This is a genomic window from Janibacter cremeus, from assembly GCF_029395675.1.
In the GTDB taxonomy this organism is placed as follows: domain Bacteria; phylum Actinomycetota; class Actinomycetes; order Actinomycetales; family Dermatophilaceae; genus Janibacter; species Janibacter cremeus_A.
Genome location: NZ_CP115184.1, coordinates 3294489 through 3312222 on the forward strand (window position 1 = coordinate 3294489; position 17734 = coordinate 3312222).

Genomic DNA, 17734 nt, shown 5'->3' on the forward strand with positions numbered 1-17734 from the left:
GGTCGACGGCGCCCCGCGGCCCCGGCCGTTCCCGCGCCGGACGGGCTCGCTCGCACGTGGCCGGTAGCCTCGTTGACATGGCGTCAGACGAGCTCAACGAGAACGAGGTCATGGAGACCACCCGGCGTCCCGATCTCGAGTCGGAGCAGGGTCGACGGGCGTTCATCCGGGTGCTCAACGCCCGGATGCCGAAGAAGCGCCTCATCGCCCAGGGCGTCCTGCGCACCGACGACGGGCGGATCGCCCTGTGCGAGCTGGTCTACAAGAAGGACTGGGACCTGCCCGGCGGCATCGTCGACCCGAACGAGTCACCGGCCGACTGCGTCGAACGGGAGGTGCGCGAGGAGCTCGGTCTCGACGTGAGCGTCCGGGGCCTGCTCGCGGTCAACTGGCTGCCTCCCTACCGCGGGTGGGACGACGCGCTGCTCTGCCTGTTCGACCTCGGCCGCGTCGCCGAGGACACGCTCGAGCGGGTGGTCCTCCAGCGCCGCGAGATCAAGGCGGTGCACTGGGCCGACGCGGAGATGATCGAGGAGCGCACCGCCGGGTACACGGCCGAGATGCTCGCCGGGGTCGCCCTCGACGGCCGCGAGGACACCGCCTTCCTCGAGAACTCCGTGCACCGGGACGGCATGTGAGCGGCGACCCCTCCGGCGTGCCTCGTGCTCATCCCCTGCATCGCGGCGGTCAGCGTCTCGCGCTGGGCCGGTGGGTGGCCGCGGGGACGGACCGGGGTGAGCGCCCCCCTTCGCACCGGTAGACTCTCGTCCCCGTGGCACTCTCCATCGGAATCGTCGGTCTCCCCAACGTCGGCAAGTCGACGATGTTCAACGCACTGACCAAGAACAGCGTCCTCGCCGCGAACTACCCGTTCGCGACCATCGAGCCGAACGTCGGCGTCGTCCCGTTGCCGGACTCCCGGCTCGGTCGACTCGCCGAGATCTTCGGCAGCGAGAAGATCCTCCCGGCGACGGTCTCCTTCGTCGACATCGCCGGCATCGTGCGCGGCGCGAGCGAAGGGGAGGGGCTGGGGAACAAGTTCCTCGCCAACATCCGCGAGTCGGACGCGATCTGCCAGGTGGTGCGCGCCTTCGTCGACGACGACGTCACCCACGTCGACGGCAAGATCGACCCCTCCTCCGACATGGAGACGATCAACACCGAGCTCGTCCTCGCCGACCTGCAGACCCTCGAGTCCGCCGTCCCGCGCCTCGAGAAGGAGGTCAAGGGGAAGAAGACCGACAAGGAGGTCCTCGACACCGCGCTCGCCGCGCGCGAGGTCCTCGAGGCCGGCGACACGCTCTTCGCGAAGGGGGAGGCGGCCGGCGTCGACCTCGGCATCGCCCGCCAGCTCGGCCTGCTGACGACCAAGCCCTTCCTCTACGTCTTCAACGTCGACGAGGACCAGTTGACCGACACGGACTTCCAGGACCGCATGCAGGCCCTCGTCGAGCCGGCCGAGGCGATCTTCCTCAACGCCAAGCTCGAGTCCGAGGTCGCCGAGCTCGACGACGAGGACGCCCGCGAGCTCCTCGAGGCCGTCGGCATCGACGAGCCGGGTCTGGACCAGCTCGCGCGCAAGGGCTTCAACACCCTCGGCCTGCAGACCTACCTCACCGCCGGCCCCAAGGAGGCCCGCGCGTGGACGATCCACCGCGGGGACAAGGCGCCGCAGGCCGCCGGTGTCATCCACACCGACTTCGAGCGCGGGTTCATCAAGGCCGAGGTCGTCTCCTACGAGGACCTCGACACGCTCGGCTCGATGGCCGAGGCGAAGGCGGCCGGCAAGGTGCGCATGGAGGGCAAGGAGTACGTCATGTCCGACGGCGACGTGGTGGAGTTCCGCTTCAACGTGTGAGCCCCCGGGCCCACCCTCGCGCTCGTGACGGGTGCCGAGGGTGAGCCGTCAGGGGCGGTACTCCTCGAAGCCGGAGCCGACGTCCGGGTCGGCGGCGTCAGAGGCCCTCCCCGCCTCCTGGGCCGACAGCAGCGAGTTGCGGATCTCCTGGAAGAGGTCGCCCACCGACCCCGGGTTCGACGGGAGGAAGAGCACGTTCGACTTACCGTTGCGGGCCACGTCCCCCAGCGTGTCGAAGTACTGGTTCATCAGCAGCAGCTGCTCGGCGGTGTCCTCGATGCCGGCTCGCTTGAGCATCTCGTACTGCTCGGCGATGCCGGTGGCGATCGCCTTCCGCTGAGCGGCGACGCCCTCACCCTGCAGCCGCCGGGCATCGGCGTCGGCCTCGGCCTGGGTCACCCGCTTGATCTTGTCCGCCTCGGCCAGCGACTGGGCGGCGTCGCGGTCCCGCTGGGCGGCGTTGATGGAGTTCATCGAGTCCCGCACCCTCTGGTCGGGCGAGATGTCGGTGACCAGGGTGTTGACGATCTGGAAGCCGTAACGGGCCATGGACTCCGACAGCCGGTTCTCCACGGCCGAGGCGATGTCGTCCTTGGACTCGAAGGAGGTGTCCAAGGTCATCGACGACAGCGACGAGCGGACGGTGTCGAAGACGTAGGAGCGGATCTGCTCCTCCGGGTTGTCCAGCTTGTAGTAGGCGTCGACGACGTTCTCCTCGCCGATGACGAACTGCACCGCCACGGGGATGGTGACGAAGACGTTGTCCTTGGTCTTGGTCTCGATGTTGACCTCGAGCTGGCGGACGCGCAGCGAGATCGGTCGCGTCGTGGTCTCGATGAAGGGCGTCTTGACGTTCAGGCCCGGCTTGGCGACCTTCTTGTACTTGCCGAAGCGCTCCACGATCACGTTCTCCTGCGTCTTGACCGTGAAGAAGATGCTGGTGCGCAGGCCACCGAAAACGAGGGTCGCCACCCCCGCCACGACGACGGCGACGACGGCAAGGGTGATCAGCAGATCCATGGCGGACTCCGTTGTCAGGGGACGTGGTCCTCCACCGTATCGGTCCACGCCGAGGCCGCCACGGCCCGACGCGACCGTGCAACGTGGAGGCCGGAATAGTCCCAGGCATCCAGGGGCTTCATCCGATGAGGACCGAGAGCCATCGAGCCCCCGGTCGTTCCGTCGACCAAGGAGTTCCACCCGCCGTGCGCGTTCCCCTGAGCATCCTCGATCTCGTCTCCATCTCGGAGGGCTCGTCGGCCCGAGAGGCCATCGCCGACGCCATGTCGGCGGCACGGCTCGCTGACCGGCTCGGTTATGCGCGGATCTGGTACGCCGAGCACCACAACACGGAGAGCATCGCCTCCAGCGCCACGTCACTGGTCATCGCCGAAGCGGCGCACGCCACCGAGCGGATTCGCCTCGGAGCCGGCGGGGTCATGCTGCCCAACCACGCCCCGCTCATGGTGGCCGAGCAGTACGGGACCCTCGCCAACGTCCACGGCGACCGCATCGACCTCGGCCTCGGCCGCGCCCCCGGCACCGACATGATGACGGCCCAGGCGCTGAGCCGCTCCTCGGCGGAGCCCCAGGCCTTCGCGCAGAACATCTACGACCTGCAGGGGTGGTTCGGCCCGGAGGGCACCGGCCACAGCACGCCGATCGCCTCGGTCGTGTCCGCCGGGACGGACGTGCCCATCTGGGTGCTCGGGTCGACCGTCAACGGAGCCTCGATCGCCGGACAGCTGGGCCTGCCCTTCTCCCTGGCCTCGCACTTCGCCCCGGACCAGATCGATGATGCGATCAGGGTCTACCGGGAGAGCTTCACCGCTGATGCGCCGACCGCGCAGATCGAGCAGCCATACGTCATGGCCGGGATCAACGTGATGGTGGCCGACAGCGATGCCGAGGCCGAGCGGCAGTTCACCACCGTCGGCCAGATGTTCGCCGGCATGGCGCGTGGGGAGCGCGGCAGGCTGCGGCCTCCGGTTGACGCCGGCACCCCGGGCCTCGACAGCCCGATGCTTGCCGTCAAGGCCGTCGGCTCACCCGCGCGTGCCGTGCGGCAGCTGGAGGAGTTCGTCGAGCGCACGGGCGCCGACGAACTCATCACCGTGACCTATGCCTTCGAGCCATCCGTCCGGGAGCGCTCGATCGAGCTGCTGGCGCAGGCCTGGGACTGACCCAGACCCCTCGGCCCCGCTCGGAGTCAGGACGCGGCCTGCACGATCAGCCGCCGCCACTCGTTCTCGTCCTTGCCCGTCGCGACGAGGGTGTCGGGGGAGTGGTCGTCCCGGACGAAGGCATGGCAGTCGCCTCCCTCCTGCGCGAGGACGAGGTCCGTGCTCGTGTGCCCACCGGACTCGTCCCACCGGTTGACCGTGACGAGAGCGGTGCGCGGGCTGCTGCCCAGGAGGGCGTCCGCATCGGCGTCCTCGGGTCCACGACCGCCGGAGGGAAGGCGCTTCCACAACCGCTCCAGCGCCTCCTCGTGGCCGCGCAGGGAGTATGTGTGGATACCCAGCGCATCGATGAGCACCTCGAGGGTGATGCCCTCCGGCTGCGGCATGAGCACGAACCGCCACGGCTGGTCCGGCTCCGCACCCGTGACGCGAGCGTCGATGGCGATCCGTGAGCGGTGCTGGACGGCGGTCGCGATGCCGAGGTCGCCCCGCACCTGCAGCGTGTCCGAGCCCCTGTCGGTCGAGATGAGGCCCCGGGCTGCGAGGGAGCGCACGGCCTCGGCGATGAGCTCGGGGGCGGGCTTCTCCTCGAAGAGGTGGTCGATCGCGCCGACGGCGTCGATCTCGGCCAGGGTGTAGGCGCCGAGGAGGACCGGGCCGGTCCCCACGAGGTCCACGAGGTTCTCGAGGGTCTCGGCCGGGATGTCGGCCGAGCTCGTCGTGCTGGTCATGGTTCCTCCTATGTCGGCGACCGGCGGCAGGGTCCATCGGGGCGGCGCGGCCCCACGAGCCCGGTCGAGCGCCCGTCGCGCGTCCTGGACCTGCCCGGTGTGCACGTGGATGTTGACGGCGCCGAACATGCCGCGCCCGTTGCGGGTCCCCGGATCGAAGACGAGCTCGGCCGTGGTGCTCGCCCGGTCCGGCGGCGGGAAGTGCCGCGCGAGGTCAGGTGAGGCGGACGTGGTGTCGTCCGCGTCCTCGATCCTTTCCAGGGCGGCGGTCAGCTCGCCGAGAGCCGCCGGGGACACCGGGAGCGACGAGGAGATGGCCGGGGAGAGGTACATCGGCCACCGCTCGGTCTGCTTCGACAGTCCCCACGGGCCGACGTTGCTCTTGGTGATGCGGTAGACGACGAAGTCGCACAGGTGCAGGAAGTCGGTCCACGTCGGCAGGCGGAAGCCGTGCCCCATCGCCGCCGGGGTCTTCTCGAACTGCAGCCACGTCCCCGTCCTCGTGCGACCGTGCAGCTTCTCCCGCACGAGCGGGCCCTTCATGCCCAGGTCCGGGTACTGCGACTTGTCCATCGTCTTGTGGTGGCTGGACAGGCGCTCCCGGGACGTGGGGAAGCGCCACCTCTCGTAGAGGTCGGGATCGTCGACGAGCACGTGCCCGCCCCAGAGGACCTCGCGCAGCTGTGGCACGTCGAGCCCGTGCCGCTCGAGGTCCTGGATGATCGTCGCCTCGTGGTCGGTGAGGCGGTCGGCGGCGAGCTCCAGGCCGTCGCGGTACTCGCCGACCCGGGAGGTGATGCCGACGAGCAACTTCACCCGGCGCCGGATCCGGTCTCCCTCGGCGCGGTCGACGCTGGTGCCCGTGGTCGTCGGCTGTGGTGACGTCCTCACCATGGCACCGTACTGCCCAGAGGGGTCCGCGGGGAGGGGGCGAGCCGGCGAGACGTGGGGTGGCGGCGTGCGGCGCTCCCCGTGCCCACCGCCTGCAGTGGATAGGGTCGTCCCGGGACCGTGGGAAGGCCGCCGTGAACGACATCGCGCTGACACTGATCGCTGCCGCAGCGTTCGGCACGGTCGCGCACGTCATGCGCGTGCCGGCGCTGGTCGGCTTCCTGGTGGCAGGTTTCGTGCTCGGTGGCGTGCACATCGAACCCTTCCCCGGGCTGGAGGAGCTGGCCGCGGTCGGTGTCACGCTCCTGCTGTTCACCATCGGGCTGAAGTTCGACGTGCGCTCCCTGCTGCGCCCCGAGGCGTACGGGACCGCGTCCCTGCATCTGGCGTTCAGCGTGCTCGTGGGTGCCGGTGTGGTCGGGGCGGCGGGCGCCATGGGGCTAGCCGCTGTCGACGGATGGCGCACCCTGGTGCTGATGGGCTTCGCCCTGTCCTTCTCGTCCACCGTGCTGTGCATGAAGGTCCTGGAGGAACGCTCGGACGACGGCTCCTTCTACGGGCAGACGGCGATCGCGATCCTGGTGTTCCAGGACCTGACGGCGGTGGCGTTCATCACCGCGACGGGTGGCGACCCACTGAGCCCGTGGGCCCTCGCCCTGGTGCTCATCCTGCCCCTGGCGTGGCTGCTGCGGCACGTCCTGGACCGCATCGGACACGACGAGCTCGTCGTGCTCTTCGGTGTCGCCATGGCGCTCGGCCCCGGGTACTTCGCGTTCGAGGCCGTGGGCATCAAGGGCGATCTCGGTGCGCTGGTGATGGGTGTGCTCTTCGCGAGCCACCCTCGCGCCCTCGAGATGTCGAAGGCCCTCTTCAGCGTCAAGGAGCTTTTCCTCGTCGGGTTCTTCCTCACGATCGGAATGGGCTCGTCACCGACCTGGGCCGACGCGACCCTGGCGGTGGTCCTCTGCCTCGTGCTGCTGCCGTTGACGTTCATCGGCTTCGTGGTCCTGGGTCGGGCCTTCGGTCTGCGCAACCGGACCACGATTCGGATGGGACTGGTGCTCAGCAACTTCTCCGAGTTCTCCATCATCGTCACCGCGGTCGGGGTCACCAGCGGCCTGATGCCCGAGCGCTGGCTGACCGTCGTGGCCTTCGCCGTCGCGGTGAGCATGGTCGTCTCCTCGTTGCTCAACGCCCACGGGCTGCGGCTCACCTCCGTGCTGAGCGAGGTGCTCCCGGCCCAGGACCCGGCGAGGCTGCGCCACTCCGACCGTCCGATCGACACGAGCGGCTCCGACGTCGTCGTGCTCGGGATGGGGCGAGTGGGCAGGGCCGCCTACGAGCGGCTGACGCACGAGGGGCAGATGTCGGTCCTGGGCATCGACAACGACCACGCGGTGATCACCCGGCTGGAGGAGGACGGGCTCAACGTGCTCGAGGGGGATGCGACCGATCTGGAGTTCTGGACCCGCCTGGTCTCCGGTGGCTTCGTCACCACCGTCGTGCTGGCGATGGCCTTCCACGACTCGAACGCGTTCGCGCTCGACCAGCTCCGCGACGCGGGCTTCGACGGTCGCATCGTCGCGGTGGCGCAGCACCCGGACCAGGTCGCCCACCTCTCCGAGGGGGGCGTGCACGCGGTGCTGAACATCTATGCGGGAGCGGGGCGCTCCCTTGCGGCCCTGGCGATGCAGCTCTCGGAGTGAGGGCAAAGGGGGCACCCCCCTTCGCCGTCGTCCGCACCGTCACACGGGCGTGCCGACCCGCAGGTCCTCGTGACCGACCACGGAGGCGAAGTAGTCGCTCACCTGCGCCTCGTCCCAGCCGTGCGCCTCGCGCAGGCCCTCCGCGAGCATGGCGAGGTACGCCGGCTCGGGCCGCGTGTGCGGCACCGCGTCCAGGCCGTGGGGGGCGGTGAAGGTCAGCATCGGTAGGTCCTCGTGACGACCCACCTCGATGAGCGTCTCGTAGTGCCCGGGGCCGGCACGGTGACGCGCGTCCGGCAGGCCCGCGAGGAGCACCTCCTCGAGCGGGTCGTCCGGGTCGGGGATGCGGTGCATCTCCTGGTTCGCCAGGTCGACGAACTGACCGACGGTGATCCGGTAGGCGCGCGCCGGCGTCCCGCTCGGTGCGTCGTGGTCGTAGAAGGCCACTCCGCCACCCCAGGTGGTCGACTCACCCGCGAAGTACAGGCTCCCGGGGAGGGTGACCGGCAGGTCGGCGACCGGCATGGTCGCGTCGCGGGCGCCGCCGTAGGTCACCGCGGAGCCGGGTGGGCGGCCCCCTTCGATGTAGCAACCGAGGCGACGGCGGGACATGTTGGAGCCGTAGCTGACGTACCAGATCTCTGACGCAGGCATCGCTCCCATTGTGCGACACAGCGTCACGCGCCGCGGTCACCCCCCGGCGCGAGAGCACGTGCTGCGCGGCGGCGGAGCGTCGGCCCACCCCGGTCCGATGGGTGCTCGAATTTCTACTATGCTTTGTAGTGGAAAATCAGTGTGGACGATGAAGGAGCTGCCAGTCATGCGGATCGTGGTCGGTGCACCCAGCAACGGTGTGGCCCTCAAGGACGAGATCAAGGACCTGCTCGAGAAGGACGACCGGGTCAGTGAGGTCGTCGACATCTCCAGCCCGGACATCACCTATCCGGCCGTCTCCGTCGCCGCCGCGCAGCAGGTCGTCGAAGGGAGCGCCGACCGCGCCGTCCTCGTGTGCGGGACCGGGGTCGGTACCGCGATCGCGGCGACCAAGGTCACCGGCGCGCGGGCCGCGACCGCGCACGACCTGGTGACGGTGCGCGGGGCCGTGGAGAACTACGACGCCCAGATCCTGTGCATGGGGCAGAACGTCATCGCCCCGGCCCACGCACGCGCGCTCGTTGACCTGTGGCTCGACCTGCGCCACGACCCGTCCGGCTTCTACGGGCCGAAGGTCCGCGAGATCGAGGAGTTCGAGTCCGGTGCCTGACCACGCCGACGTGTCCGCAGGGACGGCGCCGGCGGGGAGCAGCGGCGCGATCCTCACCCCCTCCCAGATGGCCCGGGCCGCGGAGGACGCCGCCTTCGGCAAGGCCACGAGCAACCAGCTGAAGTCCTTCCTCCTCGCGCTCACCGCAGGTGGCTACATCGCGCTCGGCTTCGTCTTCTTCACCACGAGCCAGGTGGGTGCGGAGCAGCTGCCGTTCGGGGTCGCCAAGGTCATGGGTGGCCTCGTCTTCGCCACCGGACTGGCGCTCGTCGTGCTCACCGGCGCGGAGCTGTTCACCTCCTCGACCCTGACCCTCACGGCCCGGGCGAGCGGACGCATCACCACGTGGCAGCTCCTGCGCAACTGGGTCGTCGTCTTCGTCGGCAACTTCATCGGGGCCCTGACCATCGTCGTGCTGATCCACCTCGGTCGGGTCTGGGAGCAGGCGGAGGGTCAGTGGGGCGCGGTGGTCCTGGACGTCGCGCTGAAGAAGGTCCACCACGACTTCCTCACCGCGTTCGTGCTCGGGGTCCTGTGCAACCTCATGGTCTGCCTGGCGATCTGGGCGGCCTACAGCGGGCGGACCACCGTGGACAAGGTGGTCGCGGTGACGATGCCGATCGCCCTCTTCGTCGCCACCGGGTTCGAGCACTCGGTCGCCAACATGTTCATGATCCCGCTCGGCATCCTCGTGCGCTCCACCGCAGGCCAGGAGTTCTGGGCCGCCTCGGGCCTGGACGCGAGCGCCTACGGCGACCTGACCTGGACCAACTTCCTCGTCGACAACCTGCTGCCGGTCACCCTCGGCAACATCGTCGGCGGCGGCGTGATGATCGGCGTCCTCTACTGGACGATCTTCCACTTCCTCGATCGCCCCGGCAGGGCGCTGGGCTCGCCGACGGTAGGTGCCCGCCCGGCAGCCACCGCGAAGGGGGAGGCCGCTGGCGACTGACCACCGGCGCGAGCAGACAAGCAGTCCCCGAACGTCCCCACACAGCGCGGACGTCATGGCACACCGAGAAAGTGGAGCAAGGCAATGGATGTGGATTTCCCCCTGTGGCTGCGGGCGCAGCACCTCCTCAATTTCATCCTGATGGGCATGCTCATCCGATCGGGCATCGAGATGCTGTCCTCGCTGCCCCGGTTGTGGTGGCGCAAGGACTGCGCGCCCGGCACGGAGTGGTTGAAGTTCACCAAGCGTGAGCTGCCCAAGGAGGAGGGGGTCTACACCTCCCTCATGGACGAGAAGTCCGTGCACCCGCTGCTCTCGCTGCCGGGCCGGGAGAACATCGGCCTGGGCCGTCACTGGCACGGGCTGTCGGTGATGTTCTGGGTGCTCAACGGAGTCGTCTACATCGCCCTGCTCTTCGCCACGGGGCTGTGGCGGCGCATCGTGCCGACCTCGTGGGAGGTCTTCCCCGAGGCCTGGGACTCGCTGCTGATGTACCTGAACTTCACGGCTCCGGACATCAGCCACTTCACGCCCTACGACTCGCTGCAGATGCTGGGCTACACCTTCGTGATCTTCGTGCTGGCCCCCTTCCAGATGCTCACCGGCATCGCGATGTCACCGGCGATCCGCTCCCGCCACCCGTGGTTCGTCAAGATGTGGGGCGGTCACCAGGGCGCGCGTTCCCTGCACTTCATCGGGTTGGTCATCTTCTCGGGCTTCATCGTGATGCACGTGTCGCTCGTCTTCCTCGTCAACCGCGAGCACAACATGATCAACATGGTCTTCGGCGGAGGTGAGGTCACGACGGCCCGGGCCGCGCAGGCCCTCGTCATCATGATCGCCACCATCGTCGCGGTCGCGATCTTCTGGATCGCGTTGTCCTACTGGTCGCTGGCCGACCGGGTCCGTGCGCAGAAGTTCACCGCCGGGGTCACCGAGGTCGGCCGCAAGCTCTTCCTCAATCGCATGCGGCCGCTCGGTGCGCGGAAGAAGGCCTACACCGACGACGACATCTCCGAGTTCCACTGGACCAACGGCCTCCCGCCGACGCAGGAGGAGTCGGCCGCGTGGATCGAGGCCCGGGACAACGATTGGGAGGGGCTGACGATCACGCTCCGTGACGACATCAACGACGTCGAGAAGGTGCTGACCGTCGCCGACCTCAAGGCCCTGCCCCGGCACTCCTACATCGCCACGCACACCTGCATGCAGGGCTGGTCGGCGACCTCCCGCTGGACCGGTGTGCGCCTCACCGACCTGATGGAGCAGCTCGGTCCGCGTCCCGAGGGGGCCCGCTACCTCCTCGCCGAGTCCTACGGCCTGGCGCAGAAGATGTACGACAACCGCCCGCGGGAGCCCTTCTACGCGGCCATCGACCTCGAGACGATGGCGGAGGAGGAGTCGATCCTCGCCTACGAGCGCAACGGCCTCCCGCTCGAGGACCACCTGGGCGCGCCCGCGCGCATGCGGGTCGAGTCCAACCACGGCTACAAGCACGTGAAGTGGGTCTCGCGCATCATGTGGGTCCACGACTTCGCGGAGTACGGTGACGGTCGTGGCGGGACCAGAGAGGACTCCGCCCTGCAGGCGTTCAACGGAAGGATCTGATCACGCGTGACGAGGATCGTCTCGACCCGCTTCCTGGTGGACGGCGTCCACGACGACGCCGACACCAAGAAGGCGTTGCAAGCGCTGTTCGACATCTTCGCCGAGAACGGCCTGGGTCAGGCGACCTTCGAGATCGTGGCGGGCGAGCCGACGCGCTTGTGGATCAAGCACACGGACGACGTGGTCCCCGACCGGGACCTGATCGCCGAGACGCTCGCCCGGGCGGGTGACTACCGGCTCGTGGAGGGGTAGCCCGGACGTCGCACGACCCCAGGGGAAGGCGGCAGCCCGGACGACGGATACGCGCCTTTTTGCACTGACTGCAAAAAGGCGCGTATCGTGGGTCGACGTGCCTGACGAGACCCCGCCACCCGCCCACCAGCAGGGCCGCCGCGAGCGCAAGAAGGCCGAGACCCGCAGCGCCATCCGTGACGCCGCGCTCGCGCTTTCCCTGGAGTCGGGCGTCGACGCCCTGACGGTCGCCCGGATCAGTGAGGCCGCCGACATCGCGCCGCGGACCTTCTTCAACTACTTCGCCTGCAAGGAGGACGCGCTCGTCACCGACGGCGCGGCCGTGGGCGCGCAGCTGCGTGAGGCGATCATCGGCCGACCCCACGACGAGGCGCCGATCGACTCCCTTCGTGCCGCCGTCATCGACAGTGACCTCGTCGCCGGCATGGAGTCGGGCCGCGAGCAGATGCTGCAGCGCCAGCGCCTCATCCAGTCCGATCCCGCCCTCCTCGCCCGCCAGCTGGCGCAGTTCGCGACGGTCGAGCGGGCCTTCGCCGAGGGCGTCGCCGAGCGCACCGGGCTGGCACCCGACGACCTGCGTCCCGCGACGCTCGCCGCACTCGCGCTGGGGATCGTGCGCGTGGCCGTCCGCCGCTGGACGGTCGACGACTCCCAGTCGCCCACCGACCTCATCGCCGCCGGCTTCGACCTGCTCCAGCACGGCGTGGGTGCCGACGGGGCCAGCGCACGACCCGCCGAAGGAGAGCGCCCCGCGTGACGAAGGACGCCACCCGCTCCGCCCCTGCCGTCCCGCCGAGCGCCGCGGCCAAGGAGGACCCTGCCCGGCCGGTCAACCGCAACGTGGTGCTGGCGGTGCTCGTGTCCGGTGCCTTCGTGATGATCCTCAACCAGACCCTGCTGAACACGGCGCTGCCGGCGTTCATGGCGGACTTCGGGATCACCGCGAGCACGGCCCAGTGGCTGACGACGATCTTCATGCTCGTCAACGGGATCATGATCCCGGTCACCGCGTTCCTCATCAACAAGTTCACGACGCGCGCGCTCTTCTTCACGGCCATGGGGCTCTTCATCGCGGGGACCCTCGCCTGCGCGATCGCCCCGACCTTCCCCGTGCTCCTCGTCGGACGGATCATCCAGGCGAGCGGCGCGGGCATCGTCATCCCGCTGATGCAGACGATCCTCTTCGCGATCTTCCCGCTGGGCAAGCGGGGTCAGGCGATGGGCACCTTCGGGCTGGTCATCGCCTTCGCGCCCGCGATCGGGCCGAGCCTGTCGGGCTGGATCGTCGACCACGTCGACTGGCACGTGCTGTTCTGGATGATGCTGCCCTTCGCGGTCATCGACCTGGCCGTGGCCTACGTCATCCTGCGCAACGTCACCGAGCGGACCCACCCGCGTCTCGACATCGCCTCGATCGTCCTGTCCTCGATCGGCTTCGGTGGGCTGCTCTTCGGTCTCGGTGCCGCCGGCAACGCCAGCTGGACCAGCCCGCAGGTCGCCCTTCCGCTGGTCATCGGCATCGGCACGCTCGTGGTCTTCATCCGCCGTCAGCTGTGGTTGCCGGAGCCGATCCTGGAGTTCCGGGTCCTGCGCTACCCGATGTTCACGCTCAACACCGCGCTGGGCATGTGCGTCTTCATGGTGATGATCGGCGGCATGCTGATCCTGCCGCTCTACATGCAGAACATGAGCGACTACACGGCGATGGAGTCCGGCCTGGCGTTGCTGCCCGGCGCCGCGGTCATGGGTCTGATGTCACCGGTCACCGGGCGGATCTTCGACCGCATCGGCGCGAAGTGGCTGGCCGTCCCCGGCTTCACCCTCCTGACGGTTACGACCTTCATGCTCGCGCGGCTCGACGTCGACACGTCCTTCACCTACATCGCGATCGTCAACACCGTGCGGATGGTCGGCACGGCCATGATCATCATGCCGGTGACCACGGCCGCGCTGAACCAGCTGCCGCCCAAGCTCATCCCGCACGGCACCGCGCTGAACAACACCATGCGCCAGATCGCCGCCGCCGTCGGGACGGCCGTCCTCGTCACCGTCATGGCCACGGCCGCCCGCGACCCCGAGGTCTACGGGAGGGCGGGCCTCATCCACGGCGCGAACGTCTCCTTCGTCGTCGCCGGGGTCCTCGGGATCGTCGGGATCGTCGGCTCCTTCTTCATCAGGGAGAGCGCGCGCCGACGCTGACCCGACCCTCGACTCGTGCCCGGGGGGCGGGTCAGCCGTCGTGCCGGAAGCCGAGCTTGATCGTCACCTGCCAGTCCGCGACGGCGTCCCCGTCGACGTGGCCGCGGATCGACTGCACCTCGAACCAGTCGAGGTTGCGCAGCGTCTTCGACGCCTCGCCGATGGCGTTCTCGACCGCCGCGTCGACGCCGTCCGGCGAGGTGCCGACGATCTCGGTGATGTTGTACGTCCTGTTGGCCATGAGTGCCTCCTGGTCGAGCCGGCGGGGGTGCCGGGAGCAATCACGCTAGTGGAGGACGGCGCCGACGTGCACGGGATGAGCGGGGTCGAGGGAGCCTCGTCCCTCAGCTCACCGAGCCGAGCTCGACGAGGAGGACGCCGGCCATGATCAGCGCGATGCCCAGGACCATGACCCGCGTGAGTGGCTCGCCGAAGAACACCCGTGAGCCGATCGCGGTGAGCGCCACGCCCGCGGCCGCCCAGATCCCGTACGCGACCCCCAGCGGCATGCCCTGGCCCAGGGTCGCGGCCAGCCCGGTGAAGGCGACGAGGTAGCCGGCGCCGACCGCCGTGTACCAGACCGGGCGACCCGTGGCGGCGAGGCGGAGGGAGAGCGTCCCGGCGACCTCCGCGACGACGGCCACGAGGAGGAGGAGCCACGCGGTCACGGGGTCGCCCCGGGTGCGCTGGCGTCCTCGTGGGACCCGAGCTCCACGAGCAGCACGCCGCCGATGATCAGCACGATCCCCGCGCCCATGAGGCCGGTCACGGTCTCGTCGTGGATCACGGCCGACAGGGCCGTCGTCAGCACCACACCGGTGGCCGACCAGATCCCGTACGCCACCCCGATGCCCATCCCGCGGCGCAGGACGGCGGCCAGCAGCACGAAGGCGGCGGTGAACCCCACGGCGACGACGACGTACAGCAGGGGCTGCTCGAGCGCGCCCTTCAGCGAGAGGGAGGCCGTCACCTCGCACACGATCGCGGCGGCGAGCAGGAACCACTTCGTCACGTGCCCCCCGATCCCGCTCGCGACATGGTCGTGATCCTACCGACTGGGTCAGGCGCGAAGCGGCGCCGGCGTGGACGCCGCGCCGGGACCCTTCCTCCCGCGGGTGATCGCGAAGCCGAAGGCGGTGGCCAGCAGGTACATCAGCAGCGAGTACACCGCGCTCGGCATCGCGACCGTCGTGCTGCCGAGGATGCTGATGGCGATGGTGAGGGCGATCGTCGTGTTGTGGATGCCGATCTCCATCGAGGCGGCGATGGCCTGCGCGTGCGACAGGCGCAGCAGGAGCGCCGATCCGTAGCCGATCGTCAGGCTCAGCAGGCAGAAGAGCCCGGTGACCAGCCCGACCTGGGAGAGGTAGTCGAAGATGTTCTCGCGCTCCTGCAGCACCGCGCCGATGATGATCGCGACGAGCACGACGATCGAGAACACCCGCACGGGCCTGTCCGCCCGTGCGGCGAGCTCGGCCCGCCGGCTGCGCACCGCCATCCCGATCGCCACGGGCACGAGGACGAGGGCGACGACGCCGGCGACCTTGCCGAACTGCAGGCCGAGCTCTCCCTCCGCGCCGAAGTGGCGGATTGCGAAGTTCGTGATGAGCGGGATCGTGAAGGCCGCCAGCACCGAGTTGATGGCGGTGAGCGTGATGTTCAGCGCGATGTCGCCGCGGAAGAGGTGGCTGAAGAGGTTCGCCGTCGTTCCGCCCGGCGAGGCCGCGAGCAGCATGACGCCGACCGCGAGCAGCGGGGACAGCCCGAACCCCTTCACCAGGCCGAAGGCCACCACCGGCAGGACCAGCACCTGCACGGCCAGGGCGAGCACGACGGCCCTGGGCTCCCGGCCGATGCGGGCGAAGTCGCCGACGGTCAACGACAGGCCGAGGCCGAACATGATGATGGCCAGGGCGATCGGCAGGCCGACGGTGATCAGTCCGGAGTCCATGGCGGACACCATGCCACAACTGGTTACCTACGAGTAGGGTCATTTCTTGCGGGTGCGTCACCCGACGGCGAGGATGACCCCATGGACGAGGTGAGCGAGCGCGTCGAGCAGGCCTTCGCCCGAACCCCCCGCTCCGGCTTCCTGCCCGAGCGGGAGCGCCACCGTGCGGCCGAGGACGGCCCGGTGGCCATCGGCGACGACCAGACCAACTCCCAGCCCAGCACCGTCGCCGCGATGCTGCGCCTGCTCGACGTGCGCCCAGGGCAGCTCGTGCTCGACGTGGGCAGCGGGTCCGGGTGGACGACGGCACTGCTGGCCGACCTCGTCGGCCCCGAGGGGCAGGTCATCGGTGTCGAGCGCATCCCCCGACTCGTCGAGACCTCCCGTGCGGCGCTCCTCGGTCTCGATCGCCCGTGGGCGCAGGTGCGCCACGCCGACCCGGACGTGCTCGGCGCCCCCGGCAACGCCCCCTTCGCCCGCATCCTCGTCTCCGCGGAGGCGAGGGAGCTGCCCGAGCAGCTCGTCGACCAGCTCGCCCCGGACGGGGTGATGGTCCTCCCGGTCGCGGGGGAGATGCTGCGGGTCGTGGCGCACCCGGAGGGCCCCCGGGTGACGCGGCACGGGCGGTACCGGTTCGTCCCGTTGATCTCCTGATGGAATGCACGAGCGGGTCCCGCCCGTTGACGCCGACATGCGTGCAATCACCTATGACCGATACGGAAACGACGACGAGCTGCGGATGGTCGACCGCCCCGACCCGAAGGTCGGACCGAGCGAGGTGCGCATCCGGGTGACCCGGGCGTCGGTCAACCCCGTCGACTGGAAGGTGATGTCGGGCGGCCTCGACCCGCTCATGGACAGCCACTTCCCGGTGGTCCCCGGGTGGGACGTCGCCGGCGTCGTCGACGAGGTGGGACCGGACGTCCCGGAGTTCGCGCCCGGTGACCGCGTCGCCGCCTACGCCCGCAAGCAGGTCGTCTCCGCCGGCACCTTCGCCGAGTACGTCACCGTCCGCGTCGACGACGTGGCCGCCGTACCCGACGGGGTGACCGACGACGTGGCCGCGGCGCTGCCGCTGGCCGGACTGACCGCCCTGCGCGTCCTGGAGACCCTCGCGGTGACGAAGGGGGACACCCTGCTCGTCCATGCCGCCTCCGGAGGAGTCGGCCACCTCGCCAGCCAGCTCGCGGTCGCCGCGGGTGCGACGGTGATCGGGACCGCATCACCGGCCAACCACGACAAGCTCGCGGCCGTCGGAGCGACGCCCGTCGCCCACGGTGACGGGCTGGCCGACCGGCTCGCCGAGGTGGCGCCGGACGGCGTGGACGCGGTCGCGGACCTCGTCGGCGGTGTCCTCGACGTCTCCCTCGAGGTGCTGCGCGAAGGGGGTCGCCTCGCCTCGGTCGCCGACCCGGCCGTCGAGGAGCACGGTGGCCGCTGGGTCTGGGTGCGCCCGGACGGGGAGCGTCTGGCGCGGCTGCTCGCCGAGGTCGCCGAGGGCCGGCTGCGCGTCGACATCGACCGCGCCTTCCCGCTCGAGCAGGTCCCGGAGGCCTTCGCCCTCAGCCGCGAGGGCGGTGCCCGGGGCAAGCTCGTCATCACCGTCAGCGACGAGGGTGCGGTCCTCGCCTGACCGAGTGGACTCGCGAAGGGCGGGCACCCACCGTTGGTGGGTGCCCGCCCGATTCCCCCCCGGAGATGCGCTCAGGCCCCGGCGTCCGCCATGCAGGCGTCGATGGCCTTCCCGAGACCCTCGTCGAGGGCCGTGAAGTCGGCCTCCCCCAGGTAGCCGAAGGGCTTGGGGGCCTTGCCCTTGTTGTAGTAGGCGCCGCCACCGACGGTGGCCTTGGAGTGGATGAGCGGCACCGACGTCGCGCCGGTCTCCGCCATCCAGTGCTCGACCGCGACGGAGGAGTACCCGGCGCACTCCGGTATCCCGATCTCCTCGGCGATGATCATTGCGCCCAGGTCCGTCAGCGACACCCAGGCCGTGCTGTTGCGGGCCAGCTGCTCGGCCGCCTTGTCGTTCCAGTCGACCTTGTAGCAGTGGTGCGCCGAGGCGGCCGTCGCCGTCCCCAGCGTCAGCGCGGCCGCGCCCGCGATCACCCCGACCGACCGTCGGATGAAGTGGTGTGCCAT

Annotated in this window: 20 protein-coding genes; 12 read left to right on the forward strand and 8 right to left on the reverse strand. The window is 69.8% G+C overall.

Features of this window, described 5'->3' with window-relative positions; all coding sequences use genetic code 11:
- The first annotated feature begins 77 nt into the window (after positions 1 to 77).
- Positions 78 to 638 (forward strand): NUDIX domain-containing protein, encoded by a 561-nt coding sequence (locus O9K63_RS15805; protein WP_277239397.1) that lies wholly within the window; start codon positions 78 to 80, stop codon positions 636 to 638.
- 134 nt (positions 639 to 772) lie between these two features.
- Complete coding sequence (gene ychF, locus O9K63_RS15810) at positions 773 to 1858, forward strand: redox-regulated ATPase YchF (protein WP_277239399.1); 1086 nt, start codon at positions 773 to 775, stop codon at positions 1856 to 1858.
- 48 nt (positions 1859 to 1906) lie between these two features.
- Here the strand turns inward: ychF and O9K63_RS15815 are convergent, their stop codons facing one another.
- Positions 1907 to 2878: an SPFH domain-containing protein gene (locus tag O9K63_RS15815; RefSeq protein ID WP_277239402.1), complete on the reverse strand. Its 972-nt coding sequence runs from the start codon at positions 2876 to 2878 to the stop codon at positions 1907 to 1909.
- A gap of 185 nt (positions 2879 to 3063) precedes the next feature.
- On the opposite strand from O9K63_RS15815, the gene O9K63_RS15820 reads away from it, so the two are divergent.
- Positions 3064 to 4041, forward strand: coding sequence for an LLM class flavin-dependent oxidoreductase (locus O9K63_RS15820; RefSeq protein ID WP_277239404.1), 978 nt, complete (start codon positions 3064 to 3066; stop codon positions 4039 to 4041).
- 26 nt (positions 4042 to 4067) lie between these two features.
- Here O9K63_RS15820 and O9K63_RS15825 read toward each other — a convergent pair whose 3' ends face one another.
- Entirely contained in the window at positions 4068 to 5663 is a 1596-nt protein-coding gene (locus tag O9K63_RS15825; RefSeq protein ID WP_277239406.1) for a hypothetical protein, read from the reverse strand.
- A 134-nt stretch (positions 5664 to 5797) separates the two neighbouring features.
- On the opposite strand from O9K63_RS15825, the gene O9K63_RS15830 reads away from it, so the two are divergent.
- Positions 5798 to 7369: a cation:proton antiporter family protein gene (locus O9K63_RS15830; protein ID WP_277239408.1), complete on the forward strand. Its 1572-nt coding sequence runs from the start codon at positions 5798 to 5800 to the stop codon at positions 7367 to 7369.
- Between the two features lie 39 nt (positions 7370 to 7408).
- Here O9K63_RS15830 and O9K63_RS15835 read toward each other — a convergent pair whose 3' ends face one another.
- Entirely contained in the window at positions 7409 to 8023 is a 615-nt protein-coding gene (locus O9K63_RS15835) for a histone deacetylase (protein WP_277239410.1), read from the reverse strand.
- A 148-nt stretch (positions 8024 to 8171) separates the two neighbouring features.
- Between O9K63_RS15835 and O9K63_RS15840 the strand changes: the two genes are divergently transcribed.
- The 6 genes from O9K63_RS15840 (at position 8172) to O9K63_RS15865 (ending at position 13644) form a co-directional block, all read left to right on the forward strand.
- Positions 8172 to 8633 carry an RpiB/LacA/LacB family sugar-phosphate isomerase gene (locus O9K63_RS15840; protein WP_277239412.1) on the forward strand — a complete coding sequence of 154 codons (462 nt, stop codon included), beginning with the start codon at positions 8172 to 8174 and terminating at the stop codon, positions 8631 to 8633.
- On the forward strand, positions 8626 to 9585 hold the full coding sequence (gene focA, locus O9K63_RS15845; RefSeq protein ID WP_277239414.1) for a formate transporter FocA: 960 nt from the start codon (positions 8626 to 8628) through the stop codon (positions 9583 to 9585). Before O9K63_RS15840 ends, focA begins: the two co-directional genes overlap by 8 nt.
- 84 nt (positions 9586 to 9669) lie before the next feature.
- Complete coding sequence (locus O9K63_RS15850) at positions 9670 to 11193, forward strand: molybdopterin-dependent oxidoreductase (protein WP_277239416.1); 1524 nt, start codon at positions 9670 to 9672, stop codon at positions 11191 to 11193.
- 6 nt (positions 11194 to 11199) lie between these two features.
- Positions 11200 to 11445: a hypothetical protein gene (locus O9K63_RS15855; protein ID WP_277239418.1), complete on the forward strand. Its 246-nt coding sequence runs from the start codon at positions 11200 to 11202 to the stop codon at positions 11443 to 11445.
- Positions 11446 to 11542: 97 nt separating this feature from the next.
- Positions 11543 to 12202, forward strand: a complete 660-nt coding sequence (locus tag O9K63_RS15860; RefSeq protein WP_277239420.1) for a TetR family transcriptional regulator — start codon at positions 11543 to 11545, stop codon at positions 12200 to 12202.
- Positions 12199 to 13644 (forward strand): MDR family MFS transporter, encoded by a 1446-nt coding sequence (locus O9K63_RS15865; protein ID WP_277239421.1) that lies wholly within the window; start codon positions 12199 to 12201, stop codon positions 13642 to 13644. The genes O9K63_RS15860 and O9K63_RS15865 overlap by 4 nt, the downstream gene beginning before the upstream one ends.
- A 31-nt stretch (positions 13645 to 13675) precedes the next feature.
- Here O9K63_RS15865 and O9K63_RS15870 read toward each other — a convergent pair whose 3' ends face one another.
- From O9K63_RS15870 to O9K63_RS15885, 4 genes are all read right to left on the reverse strand, one after another.
- Entirely contained in the window at positions 13676 to 13885 is a 210-nt protein-coding gene (locus tag O9K63_RS15870) for a dodecin (protein WP_277239423.1), read from the reverse strand.
- A 103-nt stretch (positions 13886 to 13988) separates the two neighbouring features.
- The gene (locus tag O9K63_RS15875; RefSeq protein ID WP_277239425.1) at positions 13989 to 14312 is read right to left on the reverse strand and encodes a DMT family transporter; all 324 of its coding nucleotides are present in this window, start codon (positions 14310 to 14312) and stop codon (positions 13989 to 13991) included.
- Entirely contained in the window at positions 14309 to 14656 is a 348-nt protein-coding gene (locus O9K63_RS15880; RefSeq protein ID WP_277239428.1) for a DMT family transporter, read from the reverse strand. Before O9K63_RS15880 ends, O9K63_RS15875 begins: the two co-directional genes overlap by 4 nt.
- Positions 14657 to 14704: 48 nt before the next feature.
- The gene (locus O9K63_RS15885) at positions 14705 to 15595 is read right to left on the reverse strand and encodes a bile acid:sodium symporter family protein (protein ID WP_277239430.1); all 891 of its coding nucleotides are present in this window, start codon (positions 15593 to 15595) and stop codon (positions 14705 to 14707) included.
- An 81-nt stretch (positions 15596 to 15676) separates the two neighbouring features.
- On the opposite strand from O9K63_RS15885, the gene O9K63_RS15890 reads away from it, so the two are divergent.
- Both O9K63_RS15890 and O9K63_RS15895 read left to right on the forward strand, forming a co-directional pair.
- On the forward strand, positions 15677 to 16249 hold the full coding sequence (locus O9K63_RS15890; protein ID WP_277239432.1) for a protein-L-isoaspartate O-methyltransferase family protein: 573 nt from the start codon (positions 15677 to 15679) through the stop codon (positions 16247 to 16249).
- A 37-nt stretch (positions 16250 to 16286) separates the two neighbouring features.
- A complete protein-coding gene (locus tag O9K63_RS15895) occupies positions 16287 to 17228 on the forward strand; it encodes an NADP-dependent oxidoreductase (RefSeq protein WP_277239434.1) in 942 nt (313 codons plus the stop codon).
- A gap of 71 nt (positions 17229 to 17299) precedes the next feature.
- Here the strand turns inward: O9K63_RS15895 and O9K63_RS15900 are convergent, their stop codons facing one another.
- A complete protein-coding gene (locus tag O9K63_RS15900; protein WP_277239437.1) occupies positions 17300 to 17734 on the reverse strand; it encodes a hypothetical protein in 435 nt (144 codons plus the stop codon).